This window comes from Butyrivibrio proteoclasticus P6B7 (assembly GCF_000622085.1).
Lineage (GTDB): Bacteria > Bacillota > Clostridia > Lachnospirales > Lachnospiraceae > Butyrivibrio > Butyrivibrio proteoclasticus_A.
In genome coordinates this window covers 171,013-188,766 of sequence record NZ_JHWL01000001.1, presented here as the reverse complement: position 1 = coordinate 188,766, position 17,754 = coordinate 171,013, and the positions used below count along the sequence as shown (strand labels likewise).

General features: G+C 42.9%; 17 protein-coding genes. 4 read left to right on the top strand and 13 right to left on the bottom strand.

The window, feature by feature from the left end; translation table 11 throughout:
- Positions 1-100: 100 nt before the first annotated feature.
- The 4 genes from T541_RS18375 to T541_RS0100860 are packed head-to-tail and all read right to left on the bottom strand — an operon-like array spanning position 101 to position 2,700.
- Complete coding sequence (locus T541_RS18375) at positions 101-295, bottom strand: hypothetical protein (protein WP_034465506.1); 195 nt, start codon at positions 293-295, stop codon at positions 101-103.
- Complete coding sequence (locus tag T541_RS0100870) at positions 295-1,824, bottom strand: DNA methylase (RefSeq protein ID WP_026650931.1); 1,530 nt, start codon at positions 1,822-1,824, stop codon at positions 295-297. The genes T541_RS18375 and T541_RS0100870 overlap by 1 nt, the downstream gene beginning before the upstream one ends.
- Before the next feature lie 3 nt (positions 1,825-1,827).
- Complete coding sequence (locus T541_RS0100865) at positions 1,828-2,313, bottom strand: HAD family hydrolase (RefSeq protein WP_155839437.1); 486 nt, start codon at positions 2,311-2,313, stop codon at positions 1,828-1,830.
- Positions 2,314-2,349: 36 nt separating this feature from the next.
- Positions 2,350-2,700: a hypothetical protein gene (locus T541_RS0100860; RefSeq protein ID WP_026650929.1), complete on the bottom strand. Its 351-nt coding sequence runs from the start codon at positions 2,698-2,700 to the stop codon at positions 2,350-2,352.
- Positions 2,701-3,148: 448 nt separating this feature from the next.
- Here T541_RS0100860 and rd point away from each other — a divergent pair, with 448 nt between their 5' ends.
- Genes rd through T541_RS0100845 form a run of 3 tightly spaced genes read left to right on the top strand, consistent with a single transcriptional unit; the run spans position 3,149 to position 4,928 of the window.
- On the top strand, positions 3,149-3,307 hold the full coding sequence (gene rd, locus T541_RS0100855; RefSeq protein WP_026650928.1) for a rubredoxin: 159 nt from the start codon (positions 3,149-3,151) through the stop codon (positions 3,305-3,307).
- Positions 3,304-3,957 carry a hypothetical protein gene (locus tag T541_RS0100850; RefSeq protein ID WP_026650927.1) on the top strand — a complete coding sequence of 218 codons (654 nt, stop codon included), beginning with the start codon at positions 3,304-3,306 and terminating at the stop codon, positions 3,955-3,957. Before rd ends, T541_RS0100850 begins: the two co-directional genes overlap by 4 nt.
- Positions 3,954-4,928, top strand: coding sequence for a hypothetical protein (locus T541_RS0100845; RefSeq protein ID WP_026650926.1), 975 nt, complete (start codon positions 3,954-3,956; stop codon positions 4,926-4,928). Before T541_RS0100850 ends, T541_RS0100845 begins: the two co-directional genes overlap by 4 nt.
- Here T541_RS0100845 and T541_RS0100840 read toward each other — a convergent pair.
- The 3 genes from T541_RS0100840 to T541_RS0100830 form a co-directional block, all read right to left on the bottom strand.
- Positions 4,925-6,856 carry a carbohydrate-binding domain-containing protein gene (locus T541_RS0100840; protein ID WP_026650925.1) on the bottom strand — a complete coding sequence of 644 codons (1,932 nt, stop codon included), beginning with the start codon at positions 6,854-6,856 and terminating at the stop codon, positions 4,925-4,927. The two genes, T541_RS0100845 and T541_RS0100840, sit on opposite strands and share 4 nt — an antisense overlap.
- A gap of 245 nt (positions 6,857-7,101) precedes the next feature.
- A complete protein-coding gene (locus T541_RS18370) occupies positions 7,102-7,359 on the bottom strand; it encodes a hypothetical protein (protein ID WP_034465501.1) in 258 nt (85 codons plus the stop codon).
- 224 nt (positions 7,360-7,583) lie between these two features.
- Positions 7,584-8,852 carry a hypothetical protein gene (locus T541_RS0100830; protein ID WP_026650924.1) on the bottom strand — a complete coding sequence of 423 codons (1,269 nt, stop codon included), beginning with the start codon at positions 8,850-8,852 and terminating at the stop codon, positions 7,584-7,586.
- A gap of 195 nt (positions 8,853-9,047) precedes the next feature.
- Between T541_RS0100830 and T541_RS0100825 the strand changes: the two genes are divergently transcribed.
- Positions 9,048-9,635 (top strand): hypothetical protein, encoded by a 588-nt coding sequence (locus tag T541_RS0100825; protein WP_026650923.1) that lies wholly within the window; start codon positions 9,048-9,050, stop codon positions 9,633-9,635.
- 55 nt (positions 9,636-9,690) lie between these two features.
- Here T541_RS0100825 and T541_RS0100820 read toward each other — a convergent pair whose 3' ends face one another.
- The 6 genes from T541_RS0100820 to T541_RS0100795 all read right to left on the bottom strand — a co-directional run bounded on the left by T541_RS0100820 (position 9,691) and on the right by T541_RS0100795 (position 17,729).
- Positions 9,691-10,743, bottom strand: coding sequence for an ABC transporter ATP-binding protein (locus T541_RS0100820; protein ID WP_330375702.1), 1,053 nt, complete (start codon positions 10,741-10,743; stop codon positions 9,691-9,693).
- Positions 10,743-11,879 (bottom strand): ABC transporter ATP-binding protein, encoded by a 1,137-nt coding sequence (locus tag T541_RS0100815; RefSeq protein ID WP_026650921.1) that lies wholly within the window; start codon positions 11,877-11,879, stop codon positions 10,743-10,745. The genes T541_RS0100820 and T541_RS0100815 overlap by 1 nt, the downstream gene beginning before the upstream one ends.
- A 14-nt stretch (positions 11,880-11,893) precedes the next feature.
- Positions 11,894-13,561, bottom strand: coding sequence for an ABC transporter permease (locus T541_RS20390; RefSeq protein ID WP_026650920.1), 1,668 nt, complete (start codon positions 13,559-13,561; stop codon positions 11,894-11,896).
- An 18-nt stretch (positions 13,562-13,579) separates the two neighbouring features.
- Positions 13,580-14,566, bottom strand: a complete 987-nt coding sequence (locus T541_RS0100805) for an ABC transporter permease (RefSeq protein WP_026650919.1) — start codon at positions 14,564-14,566, stop codon at positions 13,580-13,582.
- A 154-nt stretch (positions 14,567-14,720) separates the two neighbouring features.
- Positions 14,721-17,096 carry an ABC transporter substrate-binding protein gene (locus T541_RS0100800; RefSeq protein WP_026650918.1) on the bottom strand — a complete coding sequence of 792 codons (2,376 nt, stop codon included), beginning with the start codon at positions 17,094-17,096 and terminating at the stop codon, positions 14,721-14,723.
- Positions 17,097-17,174: 78 nt separating this feature from the next.
- On the bottom strand, positions 17,175-17,729 hold the full coding sequence (locus T541_RS0100795; RefSeq protein WP_026650917.1) for a hypothetical protein: 555 nt from the start codon (positions 17,727-17,729) through the stop codon (positions 17,175-17,177).
- Positions 17,730-17,754: the final 25 nt, after the last annotated feature.

The following is a 17,754-nucleotide window of genomic DNA, read 5'->3' as shown; positions in this document are numbered from 1 at the left end:
TCTAACAATCATACCCCCATTTTGTGCTCATTTCAAATGCATAACAAACCAAAAAATATAGCCATATCACTATTATTTCAGTCATTTCTACCAATACAATTTAGTCTTCGTAGGGCTCGTTTTCCGTGCGTTCTGCCTCTTCCCTGGCCAGCTCTGCTGTGGCAGAAATGGCATCCTCAAATCCCGTAAGAGCCGCAAAGGGCATGAACTGGGCAGCCCTATTCTCCAGTGGCATAGGACTGTGCTTCTTGGATATGGGTCTATTTAAGTTTATGATGTCGTCATACTTTCCCATCAGGCCTTGTGCCCTCCGATCTGGTTGTTTCTGTCCATGCCTGTGGCACCCTCCTGCATGGAGGTTCCCTTAACTATGGCGTTCTTGCCAAACTTCTTTTGTATCTTAAGAGCTGCCTCCTGGAGGGCGCGCTCCTTATCATTTAGCTTCTTTTCCTCTTTCTTCTGTAGCTCTTTTGCCTCGAAATCCTCGAATAAGGACATCTGGTGAAAAGAGCTCTCTTCTGCCTTTACAGCAGTCTCTTCGTCAATGACATGTCCTGCCACGATGTTGATTCTACGGATAAGAAGGTCTGGATCCACCTCGTTGTCATAGATAGCGAGGGCTCCCTCGATAATCTTGGAGCTAAGGCAGGTGAACTCAGAAAGGCCTACGCCGCCGTGGGCATGCTCAGGAACGGCTCTTCCGTAGTAGTCGTTCTTGATCCTGCCAGCGTATTTCTTGAGAATCTTGGGGTCGCTAAGGCTAGCCATGTCGTAGCCGATGTAGAGGCCCACCTGGTCTGTGACCTTCTTCTCCTCCATAAGCTGCATGGCAAGGGCATCCGCCATTTCTCGTACTATTATTCTGGCTTTGTCAAAGGTATACGGACAGTGAAGAACCTGACCCTGGCTAAGGCTATTGTTCTCAGGCTTGTACTTCTTGATCATGTCCATGGTGCAGGGTTCATAACCCCAGGCATGGTCGATGAGAAGCTCTGCATTTATGCCAAAGGCCTTGTAGAGCCTGTCCTCGTTAAAGAAATCATTAGGTCCACCAAGACTGCATCTGGCGATATCACCCATGGTGTAAAGGCCCATGGAGCTAAGCTTCTTGGTATAGCCACGGCCCACGCGCCAAAAGTCCGTAAGGGGCGTGTGATCCCAGAGGAGCTCTCTATAGCTCTTTTCGTTAAGCTCTGCGATTCTAACGCCATTCTCATCAGGTTCTATGTGCTTAGCCACGATGTCCATGGCCACCTTACTCAGGTAGAGATTAGTTCCAATTCCTGCTGTTGCCGTGATTCCCGTGGTCTGAAGGACATCTTTTATCATATCCATGGCCAGGTCCTTGGGGGATTTCTTGTAGATTCCAAGATAGTTGGTGACGTCCATGAAGACCTCGTCGATGGAATAGACGTGGATGTCCTCTGGAGCCACGTATTTAAGATATGTTCGATATATCTGGGAGCTGATCTCGATGTAGCGGGCCATTCTGGGCACAGCTGCGATAAAAGAGATCTTAAGGGAAGGGTTAGCCATAAGCTGGCCCTCATCATCGGACTCCCCGGTAAATTCTCCGCCTGGAGCCTTAAGGCGTCTCATGGCGTTGACTTCTTTGAGCCTTTGCTCAACTTCAAAAAGCCTGGCTCTTCCCGGTATCCCGAATTTCTTCAGAGCCGGCGATACAGCCAGGCATATTGTTTTGTCTGTTCGGCTTCTGTCTGCCACCACAAGATTGGTAGTAAGTGGATTACGGGCAATGTCTTGGCATTCCACAGAAGCGTAGAAAGACTTCAGATCAATTGCAATGTAAACCTTGTCAGCCATTTCTTAGTTGCACCAATGCTCCATGAAAATCATAGGATGAGCTGTACAGAACGGAGTCTTCTCCATGTACATCCCAAGAGTGTCATCGTTGTCATCCATGAGGACTACAGATTCAGGGTCGATGTCAGGAAATAGCTCTTTTACCTTGTCCATGACAATGGCTGGCTTCTCACTGGCAAGCATTGTGTAAAAACAATGATCCGCTGGGATTCCATAGAGCCTTTCCACCATCTCACTCTTCCAGTCCTCGTGACCGTGGGGCTCTCTTGATATGCAAAAGAGCCTGTCCACGTCGTGATCTTTGATATAGCGATACAGTGGTTCAAGTCTGTTGCAATCTGCGTAGATGTTCACATCCCTAAACTCCGGTGTTCCATCCAGTTCATGATGAGCGTGATGTACGCCATAGTTGTAGCTTGTGAGGGTTCCGTCGATGTCGAAGAAAACCACGGTATCCGGTTTATGTAAAATTTCCCAAATTTTGTTCATGTGTAATGCTAATTCCGATCTACTTGTTACGACTTATTATGCTCTTGAACGTCTTTCAACTGCGCTCTTGATCACAAGTCCAACACCAAGGATGATTGGAACAAATACAAGAAGTACGTTGAGCAGTGATGTGTAAGCAAAGTAAATATCAGTTCCAAGAATAAGTGAAAGCACAAGTAATGCTACAGACACAATGAGAGCGCCTCTGGTAAACTTGTTGCTGTTAACTACAACTGCAATTCCTGAAAGGATAAGAAGTACCAGGATGATCGCTGAAGTGCTAACGCTACCGAATCTGTAGAATCCAATGTCAGAGATTCTCACCATCTTAAACATCATTACCAGGCCAACTACGATAAGTGCCCATCCAGCTGTTCTTTTTGTCATACTAAAAATTCCTCCTTAGATCCCGCAATTTTTAGCGGGAGTAATACCCCTTCGAGGATAAAGTATATAGCATATTGAAATATTTTTAAAGTGGTTTGTAATATAGGATTTTAGTTTCATTTTAGGTTCATGTTTTATCATAATTTCATCGAAAGATCTTCCCACAGGATTTTTCGATACCCCACACAATAACTTTTTCATAACACACCGCGCGGTGGAAAATTCGCCGCGCACCTCAAAAAACATTTTCCTCACCTAATTATAAATGGGGCCACTGCCGGCGTTACGGTAGTGGCCCTATCATGTTACTGGCCCGTTTTAATAATTATTTTATAACTGCCAGTATTTTCCTATGCTAAAATTATTGTATAGCGTACATATACGCGCAACATACCGTCTAGTGCGGAATAATTCAAAGCAAACACCCAACGCGAAAGGAGATTATCTTATGAAGTACGTATGCAACACATGTGGTTATATCTACGACGAAGCTGCTGGTGATCCAGATAACGGCATTGCTCCAGGAACTAAGTGGGATGATCTTCCTGCTGATTTTGTTTGTCCACTATGCGGTGTAGGAAAGGAAGATTTCTCACCTGAAGGATGAATGATCAAAAAGAATCCATCTTTTTAAATGAATACCTGATGACTATAGCCAGCGCCTTTGCCATAGGCGCCAGCTTTTTTGCGCTCATTTTGAGCTGGCGGATGAAGGATGGCTTCACCCTATTCATAATAATCGTGAAGGTCATCACCATTTTCGCCATGTACTACGCCTATCGCCACTACAGATGGGATGTAGCAAAGGGCCTCATGGGCGGAATTCTCTTTTGCCTGATGTTCCAGGAGGGAAACCTTGTGCTGGAGCGTCTTTGGGGGCAGGAAGATTTCGACACCTACCTTGTAGCCGGTGTTCAGGGCAGTATCTATCTGGCAGCTTCCGGCATGGCCTTTATGCTGACTGTCATCATCACCATCAATCATTTCTTCATCAACTACGCCAAAAAGGGCAATCCTGAGAACGTCATATTCAACCAGATGGCCATATCTATCAAGCTCTTTATCTATCTTGTTCTCATCATCACTAACAGCATGCTCTCTTTTGACAGGATAATCCGCTGGGAGAACGCTCTCCAATACCTGACAGACATCGCGATCCTGCTACTTATCGTGTGCATTGAATCCCAGATCGACTCACTTAAGGTTCTGCGCCAGGAGCTTATTGAACAGAAGAAGGCGAGGGGAAAAGAGCTATGAAAAAGACAAAACGCCTTAAAGGAATCTGGATAATGGCCATGACGCTCCTCTCACTTGCTGCGTTTACGGCATTCTATGTGGCTCAGATGTGGCTAAATCTCCTATTCATGGTGTATTTTGGCCTTATGGCAATGCAATTCACCGCCCTTATTATCTATCTTTGGGGCGAGGAAAAGATATCTTTTAAACCCCTCAAAATCCTATACCATCTATTCTGCGCCTCTTCTATCCTGGTTCTGCCTTCATTCATCTTTATATTCATGGGGCTTATATCCCAGTACCACGTCAAGATCCCAGAGAGCATCGACGCTTCAAACATGGCTGTGGAACAGATCCTTCCTGGAGAGGAAACAACCATCTACAACACCGGAAAAGCCTACATTATCTTTCCTAAGTATTCTGAGATTGATCTTGTCTGCGAAAATCGTCCTTCCAAGTCAGATAAGTCTATCACCTGGTGTTCAGGCGCCGCTTTCCAGCACACAGTAAGTCTTAGCTTTTCCCAGATCAACGTTGAAGGTGACCATGCGTGCGACGGCGTGCTTTACGAAAGCCCTTATAACAAGGACAACTTTGCTGCCTTTGTTTTTTATGATGGAACTTTTAAATTCGAATTTGATAACCAAAAAGAAATCATGAAAGAAGCTGCAGAAGCCGGTGGTAGCGGCTTTATGCAGTTTGCCCTGATAAGGGATAAAGAAATTGTCATGAACTTTGACAGGCCAAGAGCCCGCTGCTACAGGACTTTGGCGGAGCTCAACGGCAATGTCTGCATTATCGATTCTGTTAACATGGTGCATTTTACTGAGTTCATGGAGGAGCTTCAAAGACTCGGCGTCACCAATGCCATATACATGGATATGGGCGCCGGTTGGAATTACTCCTGGTACCGCCGCCCATCTGGTAAAGTAAATACTTTATTTGGTCTTCCTGTTCCCTGGTCCCACAACTGGGTTGTGTTCAGGGATTAATGTGTACGTCCCGCATAGTTTGATGCATTTATCTTGTCTGTCGTAATTGTTCCTGTCAGATCCCCGGAACTAATTGTATAAGTCTTGCCCGATTCAAGCTCTGCAGAGGAGTATGTAATTGAGTCCGCACTGCGAGCTGTAGTAATTGTGGCTATTTCTTTTCCATCTGAATCTGTGATGGTAATAACTGAGCCTGCTTCAAGGGTCTCGTCAAAAACATAGGTGATGCTCTGCTGAGTGCTGGTCTCACTAGGATTCTCCAGCATTCCTGACATTCCCAGGGAAGTAATTGTACCGCCTGTTATCGCAAACACGCCCTGGTTCTCAGATCCAACGTCAATCGCTGCATTTCCGGCATTTCCCGGGCCATCCACATAAACCTCACCGCCATTAATGGTGATGTTCTTGTTAGAATCAATTCCGTCACCGCTGGTGTCAATGTAGACCTTTCCGCCATTTATGATAATCTCAGGGTCCACCAGATCACTAGAAGCATTGATTCCATCGTCATCGGATGTAACGCTGATGTCGCCGCCATTTATGGTGATTGTAGCACCTTCAATACCCTCGTAGCAGTCAGTTACACTTATCACGCCGCCATTTATTGTCAGCTCCGTATCTGAGTGAACGCCGTCATCTCCTGCCTCTATGTTAAAAGAGCCATCATTTATCACTACTTCAGCGCCGCCGTGGATTGCATCATCTGCGGTGTCAAAAGAGAATGTTCCGCCATTGATAGTAATCTGGCCGTCCGCCTTGATACCCTTCTGACTCACAGAATTCTCATCATCAAGATCAGATGAACTCTCCATGTCTCCAAAGTTTGGCATATTGCTCATATCTGGCATATCTTCAGCACCATTCTCACCACTCATCATATCTGGCGGTGTCTGCTGTCCATTCTGCTGTGGATCTCCGGCATTATCTGGTGGGGTCTGCTGATCTCCGCCTTGACCTGGTCTTCCACCGCCCTGTCCTCCAGGGCCCATGCCTCCGCCCATTTCGTCAGACTTTCTCTCAACAGAAGCAGCGCCATCACCTGTAACTATGGTGAAATCGCCATTCTCAATATCAAGGGTTCCATCTGACTGGATGGCATCGCCATCAGCTTCTATTGTGTATGTTCCTGAATTAACTACAAGTGCTGATCCAGCCTTGATTCCATCATTAACTGTATCTACCGTCAGGTTCACACTATCTAAAGTCAGGATTTCTTTTGACTGAACACCGTTGTTGATGTAGCCATAAACTGTAAGGTTTCCAGAACCAGTCACTGTCAGGTCACACTTAGCCATGATAACGGCCTTCTGACTGTTACTGAAGCCTTCGTCTGTTTCTGTAGTCTCTTCGCCAGTATCCGACTGTTCACTATCTGCTTCTGTGTCATCAGCAGTCTGTTCACTATTTTCACTCTCGTCAGATTCGGTAGAAGAATCTTCTTTATCTGCATCAGCACTCTTCACACCGCTGGTAAGCACGTTCTCAGTGCTCTCCATCACGTATACTACAGCATTGCCTGCTTCCTCAATATAGATGGCATCGCCCTCGGTATTTGTGATCTGGACGCCGTTAAGGATAATGATAACTTCCTCATCTCCAGCCTCAACCTTGATCCTGCCATCTGACAAGCTTCCGCTAAAGGAGTATGTACCGCCGGCTGTAATAATAACGTCATCGTCCTTCAGCTCAACGCCACTTCCAACGAATGTTGTACTACCATCTGACAGCTCTATGGTCGCAGAAAGCTCGCTTATATCAACACTTGCGCTTAAGCTGGCATCTGCACTAACTGATGCTGTTGATGAAGTACTTGTAGCAGAGCTTCCAGATAAAGAGCTACTGCTCTTACAACCTGACAGCACCATAGCAGCAACTATAATAAGTGCACAACCTGTTCCTATTTTCTTTTTCATATTCTTATTGATCATGGTTATCACCTCTAAATCTATACATCTATTATTGTCGATGTTGCCATTCTAAGTCCATAACCTTAATCTAACTTAAATATAAAATAATAATTTCCTAAACCAGAAAAGTATCACGCTACGATGTTCTGGCACTTAAATCTAATGATATTTGAGAAATAAAAACTCCCTACCGGAATTCCGGTAGAGAGCATTATATCTTAATTATTCTGTTAAAAGAGCTATCTCTTTTAGCTCATATCTCTAAATCAGTGAGCTGGTGCCCATGTTACTCCATATAGCTGCTCCATAAGCTTTCTGAGCTCGTCCTTCATTCTGTTGCAGGCTGAAGCCTCATCGACGAAGTTCATAACGCCAACCTTATCCTTGTTGTCCTGGAAGAAAACTGTCCAGCCACTTTCTGTCTTATCAAGGCAGATTCTGTTCTTGTGATGTCCGCCAATCTTGTATAACTTGGATGGTACCAAGTGATCTTTGAAGTATTTCTTAAGTTCTTTTGCTGTCATAGTCATTCCTCCCCGACATTTCATTTCGCCAATGTATGTTATTACGTATATTAATTATCTAATGGTTATCCACTACATGTGATGTAGTTTTCATTACTACATATAATATAACACATTACTACTTTCTGTGCAATGGATTTGATAGCTCTTTTTACAAAAAGAAAGCATGCCTTACTATTACAGTAAGACATGCTGAACATGCGGGTTATAGCGCTTTATAATGCTTAATACATAGCCTGATTCACTTCCACATATCCGGAAGAGAAATCATAGGTAGGGTCCTCTTTGCAGGCAAAAGAAATATTGACCTTAACACTGGTGTCGTTAGTTCTTGTGGTGTATGCCTCATCGTAGCTTGTGAGAATACCCGATTCAAATGTATAACCAGCTGGCAAATATTCGTCTCTAAAGCCATATAAATGAACTGTTTTGCCCTCAATATTGAATTCGCTTGTAGTCAGGAAAAAGCCTTTATCTGTCTTGTTAACAACATAGAGTACAGGGCCCTTCTCATATGCGCCTTCATCTATGCGCATATACATATCAACTTTGTCATTAGAAAAGAGTAGTGTCTTGTCACTAAAGTCTACGGTATCAGTTTGCTCACATGTGGTCTTGATGGTTATTGGATCAGCCAGATCGATGCAGTCATGATAATCTTTGGTATAAACCTTAAACTGGCTAAATACAAGCTCAGAAACCTTCTGATTAGGCACACGGTAAATTGTCTCGTATATAGTTACATCGCAGCCCTTCTTGAAGGTATCATATAAGGACAGCTTAGAGGTCTCAGTGGCCATACCATTCATAGAATTGCAATAAAGGCGCAGATCAATATCACCGTTATATTTGTTCTGAACTCTTATTCCAACTCTAACGTCGCCCCTTACAATTCCATCGCTATACTCGTAAGTATAATCACTCAGGTAAAAGCCCGTTATTGAGACAGTTATCTGCTCATTATCAAAGATCACGCCGCCATCAACTGCCTCGTAGTCGGCATCTGTAAACGTATAATATGAATCCTCGTATGGATCCTCTGACTTCCTGTAATCTGGCTTCGTGGTCATCACTAGTCCAACAACACCAAGAGTAAAAAGTCCACCCAGGATTACAGAAAGAGCTATGATAAGCTTCTTAATCTTCTTAAGGATTTCCTTACTCTCTTTTTGAGCCTTTTTCTCACGATCAGCAATGACCTTCTCAGTATTCTTGTTGATGAACTTATCCTCAGCAATATGCCTGGATACCCATTCCTCATCCTTATCGTAAGGGCCTCCACACTGCGGACAAACCTTATGCTTCCTGGTATCTATCTTGGCTCCACAGTAATCACAGGTAATAACAGGATCTCTATATTCAAGCTTTCTGGCCTGCTCATCAGCAGCCTTAATCACTTCATCTTTACTAAAAGCATTGGCCTTAATCTTGAAGTAACGAAATATCTCTACTCCAAGCCATATAAACAGGCCAAGTATTACTAAAAACAACATAAAACTAATAACCTTTCAAAACACATAAAACCAAATCATTAAATTCGCTTTGAAACGAATTCTTAAAAATATGCCTTAAGGATTTTAGCATCGGCGGAAAAAGAATGCAATAACATATTGTTTCTATCCATTTTGCAACAAATCAGTCATCGCAATTGTATATATAGTATAAGGGACGTGAAGGAGATTTCTCATATGAAAAAGAACAAGAAAAAAACAATAATGGTAATCATTCTGACAATAATAGTTTTCGCGCTGGTTATACTTCCACGCATATTTGCACCGGGGAAAAAGGTACCGAATCCAGTAAATGCAGTAACAAGGCCAACTTATCGCGTGGATCCTGAGACCTATGGAATTGAATATACCTTCTACTCAGACCAGCAGACCGTATATTACATGAATAAAGAGCTGGAGGATTCCGCCAAGGATAACCTCTCAATTCCAAAAGAGATCAACATGGACAACTTCGTAGCCTACATCAGTAATGAAGGCTCTTCATCTTGGAATACATATTACTGCGTGAAAAAAGAAGACGATAAACTCGTAATCTACCGCGACTACTTCGACTGTGGTGATACAGAAGTTCATACAGGAGAAATCGCTAATACTGACGTCTTCTTCGCTGATATGGAGGCACTGTCTCCAACAGCCATTTTTGAGAACCACAACGCCGGCGGTAACAATGAAGAAGCCTACCTCCTCTACCTTGAGAACGGCAAGATCATGAAGTGTAGCGTCAACAACATCCTTCCAGAGCGAAGAGACAAAATCGGAAATTAAGAGTCAATAAAAGTGGCAGCCAGTAAACTGACTGCCACTTGTTTATTTACATGAATTACTTCTCGTCGTAAAGGTGACAAGCAACTACATGTCCGTTGCCCATATCCTTTGGTGTAGGAGCCTTCTCCTTACAGATGCCCATGCACTGGCTGCATCTTGTGTGGAACTTACAGCCCTTAGGTGGGTTAGCTGGTGAAGGAATATCGCCCTGAAGGAGGATACGCTCCTTCTTAATGTCTGGGTCAGGCATTGGAATAGCTGAGAAAAGAGCCTTTGTATAAGGGTGAAGAGGCTCTGCAAAGATATCCTCTGTATTACCTGTCTCAACTAAGCTTCCAAGGTACATAACACCGATTGTATCTGAAATATGTTCTACAACAGAAAGATCGTGTGAAATGAACAAATATGTAAGATTTCTGTCCTTCTGAAGTTTTCTTAAAAGGTTAATGATCTGAGCCTGGATAGATACGTCAAGAGCTGATACAGGCTCATCACATACTACGAAATCAGGCTTAAGAGCAAGTGCTCTTGCGATACAGATTCTCTGACGCTGTCCACCAGAGAACTCATGAGGATATCTGTCCTTATGGTACTCCTGAAGACCACACTCCTTCATAACTTCTGAGATATAGTCATCATACTCTTCCTTAGATACGATACCATGCTCTCTTACAGCCTCACCAATGATCTCACCGATAGGAAGTCTTGGTGAAAGAGATGAATATGGATCCTGGAAGATAATCTGCATCTTGGTACGAAGCTCACGGAGCTTGTCCTTATCAAATGTGCTGATGTCCTCACCGTTAAAGATGATGTCACCCTCTGTCTTATCAAGAAGACGAAGGATTGTACGACCTGTAGTAGACTTACCACAACCTGACTCACCAACAAGTCCCATTGTAGTACCACGCTTAATTGAAAATGTTACGTCGTCTACAGCCTTAACATTACCTGTTACTCCACCGAAGAAACCACCCTTGATTGGGAAGTACTTCTTAAGATGTCTAACCTCGAGAATGTTATCAGCGTTAGGATCATTAACTGCTGAAGTTGCTACAGTCTCTGTTGCCTTTACTTCTTCATTGACATTCTGATTCTCCATGCTCATTAGTTAGCACCTCCTTCCTCACATCTATAGCAGCTCACCTCGTGTGTAGGTGAAACCTTGTAAACTCCTGGATATGCTCCGTTACACTTACCTGTGCACATCTCGCAACGATCCTTGAAATAGCAATAGTTAGGCATATCAATTGGGTTAGGAACGCTACCAGGAATGCTATAGAGCTCGTCAACGTGCTGACCAACTACTGGCTTAGACTTCATAAGTCCAATTGTATAAGGATGTCTAGGATCCTTGAAAATCTCTCTAGCTGTACCTTTCTCAACTACACGGCCAGCGTACATAACTACCACATAATCAGCCATCTCAGCAACAACACCAAGGTCGTGTGTGATAAGCATGATTGAACTGTTGATCTTATCCTTAAGACTTCTAAGAAGGTCAAGGATCTGAGCCTGGATTGTAACATCCAGAGCTGTTGTAGGCTCATCGGCAATGATAAGCTTAGGATCGCAGGCAAGAGCCATAGCAATAACGATACGCTGTCTCATACCACCTGAGAGCTCATGAGGATACATTTTGTAAACACCCTCTTTGTTGGCAATACCAACCATCTGAAGCATCTCAATTGTTCTAGCCTTAACATCTTCCTGTGACATATGTGGATTGTGAAGTGCAATAACCTCATCAATCTGATCACCAATTCTGAATACAGGGTTAAGTGTTGTCATAGGCTCCTGGAAGATCATAGACATCTGATTACCACGAAGCTTCTGCATAACGCTTGCTGGAGCATTAACTACGTTAATAGCGTTATCTCCATTGTTGAATCTGATCTCACCTTCTACAGTCTGACCTGAAGGACGCTGTACAAGCTGCATCAGTGAAAGGCTGGTAACTGACTTACCACAGCCTGACTCACCAACGATACCAACAGTCTTACCCTGTGGAACGTCAAAAGAAACACCGTCAACTGACTTAACTGTTCCGATATCTGTAAAGAAATATGTGTGAACATTGTCGAACTCAACGCAGTTCTCACTGTTCTTCATCTTTGTTACATACTCGCTCTCTGGAATATGCTTTCTATTTCTCTTTTTCTCAATTGCTGAGGTTATCTTTCTATTCTCTCTGGAAATCTTACGAGACTCCCTGGCAGAGATATAATTTGAATTCTTAGCCATTTCCTATCTCCTTATTATCTCTTCATCTTAGGATCGAATGCATCTCTAAGTCCATCACCGATAAAGTTGAAGGCAAGAACTGTAAGGAGAATAAACAATCCTGCTGGAAGCCATACAAACAAGTAGTTTGTCATGACATATGAATCGTTAACTGCGTTAATAATACTTCCCCATGAAGCTGCTGGATACTTGATACCAAGACCAAGGAAGCTAAGTGTTGCCTCTGCAAGGATAACATCACCAAGACCCATAGAAGCAAATACGATAAGCTGAGGAATTACGTTAGGAATAAGGTGCTTAAAGATACGTCTGTAAGTACTGATTCCAGTTGCCTCTGCTGCTACCATGAATTCCTGCTCACGAAGGGAAAGGATCTGTCCTCTTACGATTCTGGCAATTCCTACCCATCCGATAACAGCCATAACTACGCAAAGAAGATAGATACGTGCTGTAGCTGATGCCTGATAGAAGTCCATGATAGAACCAAGTATAAGATAAAGTGGCATTGAAGGTACGCAGTAAACTACGTCAACAAGTCTCATAAGAAGGTTATCAACATGTCCTCCAAAGAAACCAGCGATACCACCGATTACCATACCAATAAATACTTCGATAAAGATAACAACAAAACCGATAAGAAGTGAAATACGTCCACCATACATAAGTCTTGCAAGAAGGTCCATACCGTTGGCATCTGTACCAACCCAGTGAGCCTTTGAAGGTGAAGCGTATGTATCAATAACTCGTGTCTCCTGGAACTTCTTGATGATGTACTGACCGTTCTTATTCTCGATCTCGTACTCTACATCTGTTCCATTATCATCAGCAAATGTAAATGACTTAGCGCCACTCTCAAATGCTTCAATAGCTGCAGCCTTGTATGCAGGGCTAAGATATACGCCTGAGTTAGCAGCGTTGAAGTTAAGGTCAAGTAAAAGAGCATACTCTGAACCGTCAAGGGAAATAACATCTCCATCAACAGTGTAGTTTGTGCCATCTGCTTCAAAGCTCTTCTCGCCACCTGCAACAGCAGCAAGAGCATTCTTATAGAATTCATAGCTGAACTTAGCATCTGCTGCATATCCTGTAAAGGAGCTCATGCTGGCAACAGCAACCTCTGTAGCTGTATAAGCATTCTCATCAGCATCTGCAAAATAAAGTGTACCATCTGACTCAAAGCTGTTTCTGCCAGCTTCAAGGGCTTCCTGGTAAGCTGCGTTCTTCTTAAGGAGAAGCTTAGCCTCCTCAAGTGAATAAACTACATATACATTCTCACCAAGCTTATCAAGACCATATAAAGCACCCTCTCTACTTTCGAATGTAGTCTTGCCTGTGCTTGTAGCAATAAGGATCTTAGAGTAAATATCTGATGGAAGCTGTGCTCCATCTGCAATCTGGAACTGAAACTGATCAATCTTAGTAGCTCCAGCATAATCCTTTCTGATCTCCTCAGTTGTGTAGAATACCTGGCTCTGTGAATAAGGGCAAAGCATTCCGCCTACAAATGAGAAAAGGAACATGGATACTATAATAACGATACCAACGATAGCGAGTCTGTTTCTAAGGAATCTCTTAAGGACCATCATTCCTGGAGAGAGGACACGGACTCTGTTTGCATCATCGAGATGCATTTCATTCTTATTTTCTGTTACTTCATTAGTGTTCTTAATTTCTTTTGACATTGCATCCGCCTCCTTTCCTTAGTTTACTCTGACTCTTGGGTCAACAACGGCATATAAAATATCAGCAATGAGGTTACCAAGCAGAATAAGAACTGCAAGGAATACCATGTAGAACATAACAAAAGGAATATCTCCCTGAATTACGCACTGGTATGATGTATATCCGATACCTGGGATCTGGAAAAGTGTCTCAGTGATCATAGCACCTGAGAAAAGTCCAGGAAGGGATCCACCAAGAAGAGTTACGATAGGGATAAGTGTGTTTCTGAAAGCATGGTGATTAATAACCTTCTTCTCAGAAAGTCCCTTAGCTCTTGCTGTACGGATGTAATCTGAATTAAGTACTTCAAGCATGTTAGTACGTGTGTAACGCATAAGTCCACCGACACTGACAACTGTAAGTGTAAGTGTTGGAAGAATAAGGTGCTTAGCCATATCAAGAATCTTGCCAAAGCTTGAAAGATTCTGGAAATCACGTCCAACAATTCCGTAAAGATCAAGCCAGCCGAGCTTTACAGAAAATACATACTTAAGAATTGTTGCAAAGAAAAAGCTTGGAAGTGAAATACCAATGAGGGCTATAACAGTTACAGTATAGTCTGTCATTGAATACTGCTTCCTTGCAGCTGCAATACCTGCTGGGATTGCAATGATAATCTGTAAGATAAATGTTACAAGGCCAAGTGTAAATGAATACCAGATAACACTTGAGAACTTGGCAAGAACTGGCTGGTTCCAATACCAGGAATCACCAAAATCAAGCCTTATAGCTCTTGATGCCCACTTAAAATATCCCTGGACTACACCAGAGTCAAGACCATACTGAGCATTAAGCTGAGCAACCCACTCTGAATATGACTTGGATCCAGGTCTGGTTGCCAAAGCCATAGCCTGCTGTTCAACGTATGATGTTGGCATGCATCGCATGATTGTATATATTATCAGCGATACAAAGAATAGTAGTACTACCGAAATCAGCAGTCTTTTGATAATAAATTTCTTCATGTTACTAATTACTCCTTACCTAATTATTGCTGATATGTCATCATCGCTTTATCACGTTGATAACAAAAAGTGTCTTTATAACACACAATTAGGAAGAGGAATGTGACTTCCTCTTCCCACATTAAATTAGAACTATTCTAATTTAACAAAAATCTTAGTTCATCTCAAGCTTTTCAATCTCATCCATGTATCCATAGTATGTTGTCTGATCAGGAGTGATAGACTCAACATTTACACGCTGTGAGCTGTAGATAGTGCAATCCTGTCTCTGATATACAGGGATCTCAACTGCATAATCAACTACATAGTCAAGAGCTTCCTTGTAAAGAGCCTTACGTACTGCCTGGTCTGTAACCTTTCTAGCTTCCATAACGAGCTCATCAAGTTCAGGCTCCTTGATTGCGTAGTGACCAGCGCTACCACCTTCTGAGTGATAAATCTGGAACATATCAGGATCGATTGTTGTTGACCATGCTGCGCACCACATCTCTGCTGTTCCTGCCTCAAGAGCTGACCAAAGGATTGATGTATCTGAAAGGTCGTTGATCTTGAGCTCGAATCCGATTGAACCAAGTGCCTCTGATGCTGCTGTAAGGATACCGAATGATGGGTGATCACCTGATCCGCCGCCACCGATCATAACTTCGTATGAAAGCTTAGCGCCTGAAGGAGCTGCTGTAAGCTTGCCATCTGTTACTGTGTAACCAGCTGCCTCGAAGTAACCAAGAGCTGCCTCAAGAGCTGCTGCATACTTCTCATCCTCTGACATAGAGTCTGTATAAATATCATTTCCATCAACATCTGTTGAGAAAGCTACCTTGTAATCAGGATCTGAAGCCTGAGGAGCTGCCCATGATGTGTTGGAAATAGGATAGTTAATAACTGAAGCTGCATCGCCGTAGTAAGAATCAATTGTTACGTCACGGTATACAGAAATAACTGTTGCAATAGCTTTTCTAAGAGCCTTAGACTCGTCTGAACCACGGTCGCCACCAACACATACGTTGTTAGCGTTCATACCGATATAACCATATCCTCTGTAGTCTGTAAGAACTGTTGTAAGAACGTCACCTTCAAGTTCCTTGTTAGAGTTCTCACCAGCGATCTGCTCAAGGATAGCCTTTGAAGCTGAAGGATCAGAAATATCTACTGTACCCTGAACAACACCTGGCTCCTTATCAGCCTGTGATGTTACCTTGTACTGAAGGTATTTGATCTTAGGAGCTCCCTTGTAGTAGTTCTCGTTAGCTTCGAAGTAAACTGTCTTGTTCTCATACTTAACGAACTTGTAAGGACCAGCACCAAGTGGCTGTGTTGTCTTAGCACGAACTGATGAAAGGTCACCCTTCTCAAATCCGAACTTGTTATTATCATAATCGTAAAGTGACTCATCACCATAGTAGTGCATAGGCTGTACGCTGATACCAAGCTGGTAAATAGCTGTTGCATCTACTTCTGAAAGAGTAATCTTAACTTCGAAATCGTTAACCTTCTGGATACCCTCGATGTGGTCTGCAGAAGAACCAGTCTCAACTGCGTTTCTGTACTCCTCAGGAAGGAAATCAAGGATTCCGCTCTCAGCTGCTTCCTTAGTAGTAGCTGTGATGATGTCTCCATCATAAGCTGCAAGAATCTCGTTCCAGAAATCATCTGCTGTAGGAACATCGCTGCCCTGCATTGTGAATGTTGTCTCTGTTGCTGCTGTTGTGATAGATCCGTCTTCATTAACTGAAGCAAATCCCCAGTTAGCCATACCGTTTGCGATATCGTTAGCTGCTACGTTAGCATCATCTGCTGCGTATCCCTTAGCTGTGCAGTAGTCAGCGATTGACTGAGCGAACTGAGCACCAGCTGCTGGAAGATCTGTCTCGAAGAACTTCTTCTGCTCTTCTTCTGTGAAGTTAGTGAAGTCTGTGTTGTCTGCTCCAGCCTTGCAAAGAAGGTTGAAGAGTGTATCTGATCCGCTTCTGTACTCTTCCATACCAACGATTGGAAGTGCGTATGTTGAGCTTGATCCATCGTATGAAGGATCGCAGAATACGTAGTAAGAGAAGATTACGTCATCAGCTGTAAGCTGAACGCCGTCTGAGAAATATACATCCTCTCTAAGCTTGAAATCATAATCTACAGTTCCATCTTCGTTCTCAGTAACTGTACAATCTGATAATCCATAGTATGTGTAATCTGTGCCATTCCAGTTCTTAGTCTCACCCTCGATACCGTTGTAGATGATCTCACCTGCACGGTCATTGCCAAGAAGTGATACTGATGTAACAGCAGCTACGTTCATATCAGGTACTGCTGAGTGGAAGAACTGGCTGAACTTCTCTGAGAAATCATCCTGAGCAATAACAAGAGTCTTATCCTCTCCTGATCCTCCAGCCTGTCCATCTGTTGATGTTCCGTCTGTTGCCTGTGCCTGCTCGCTTGAGCCATTGCCTGCATTATCAGTCTTAGGACCGCATGCTACGCAACCAAGCACCATTGTTCCGGCTAATCCAAGTGCCAGAAGCTTGTTTACTTTCTTCATAACATTCCTCCATTCTAAGGCATCCGCCCTCTATTTTGTCCGCCATTGGCGGCTGACAACATAATAAGAAAAAAACTATTATTTCTGAATCTCTATATTAGAGAACTTCTTGTTGTAATATCTTCCAAATAAAAGACATATCGCTATAGTAGCTAAATGACATACAAGGTACATAACTTCTAACTTCAATTCGTATTCGCCCGCTCTAGTACTCATGTATACAATGTCGCATAAAATACTACAAATTGCAATAACAATTAACGAAATCGCGCAAAATCTCATTCTCGAAATTCCCTTATCGTATTGCTGCCTTGTCATTCGAGGTGTAGCCCCCATGTACTCTACAGTACCAACTATGTAAATAAGTGCTGGTAAAAACTGAATCATATAAGGCAAGACGATCCAAATTGTTCTAGAAGAAGTCTGATTGATAAGGCCCTGAAGAATTATAGATACGATCATCAATAAGCCAAACAGTAAACAGGGAAGATGAGTCTTTTTCTTCTCGTCCTCATCGAAAGGAAGGATATACAGATTACCTTTATAAAAGAAGGTATCCTTAAATCTGCCTTTCTTATCAACATCAGGCCTGTGATCGTAATCATCCTTGTATGGATTATGTAAAATACCCATGATCAATTACCTATTTATAACCGTT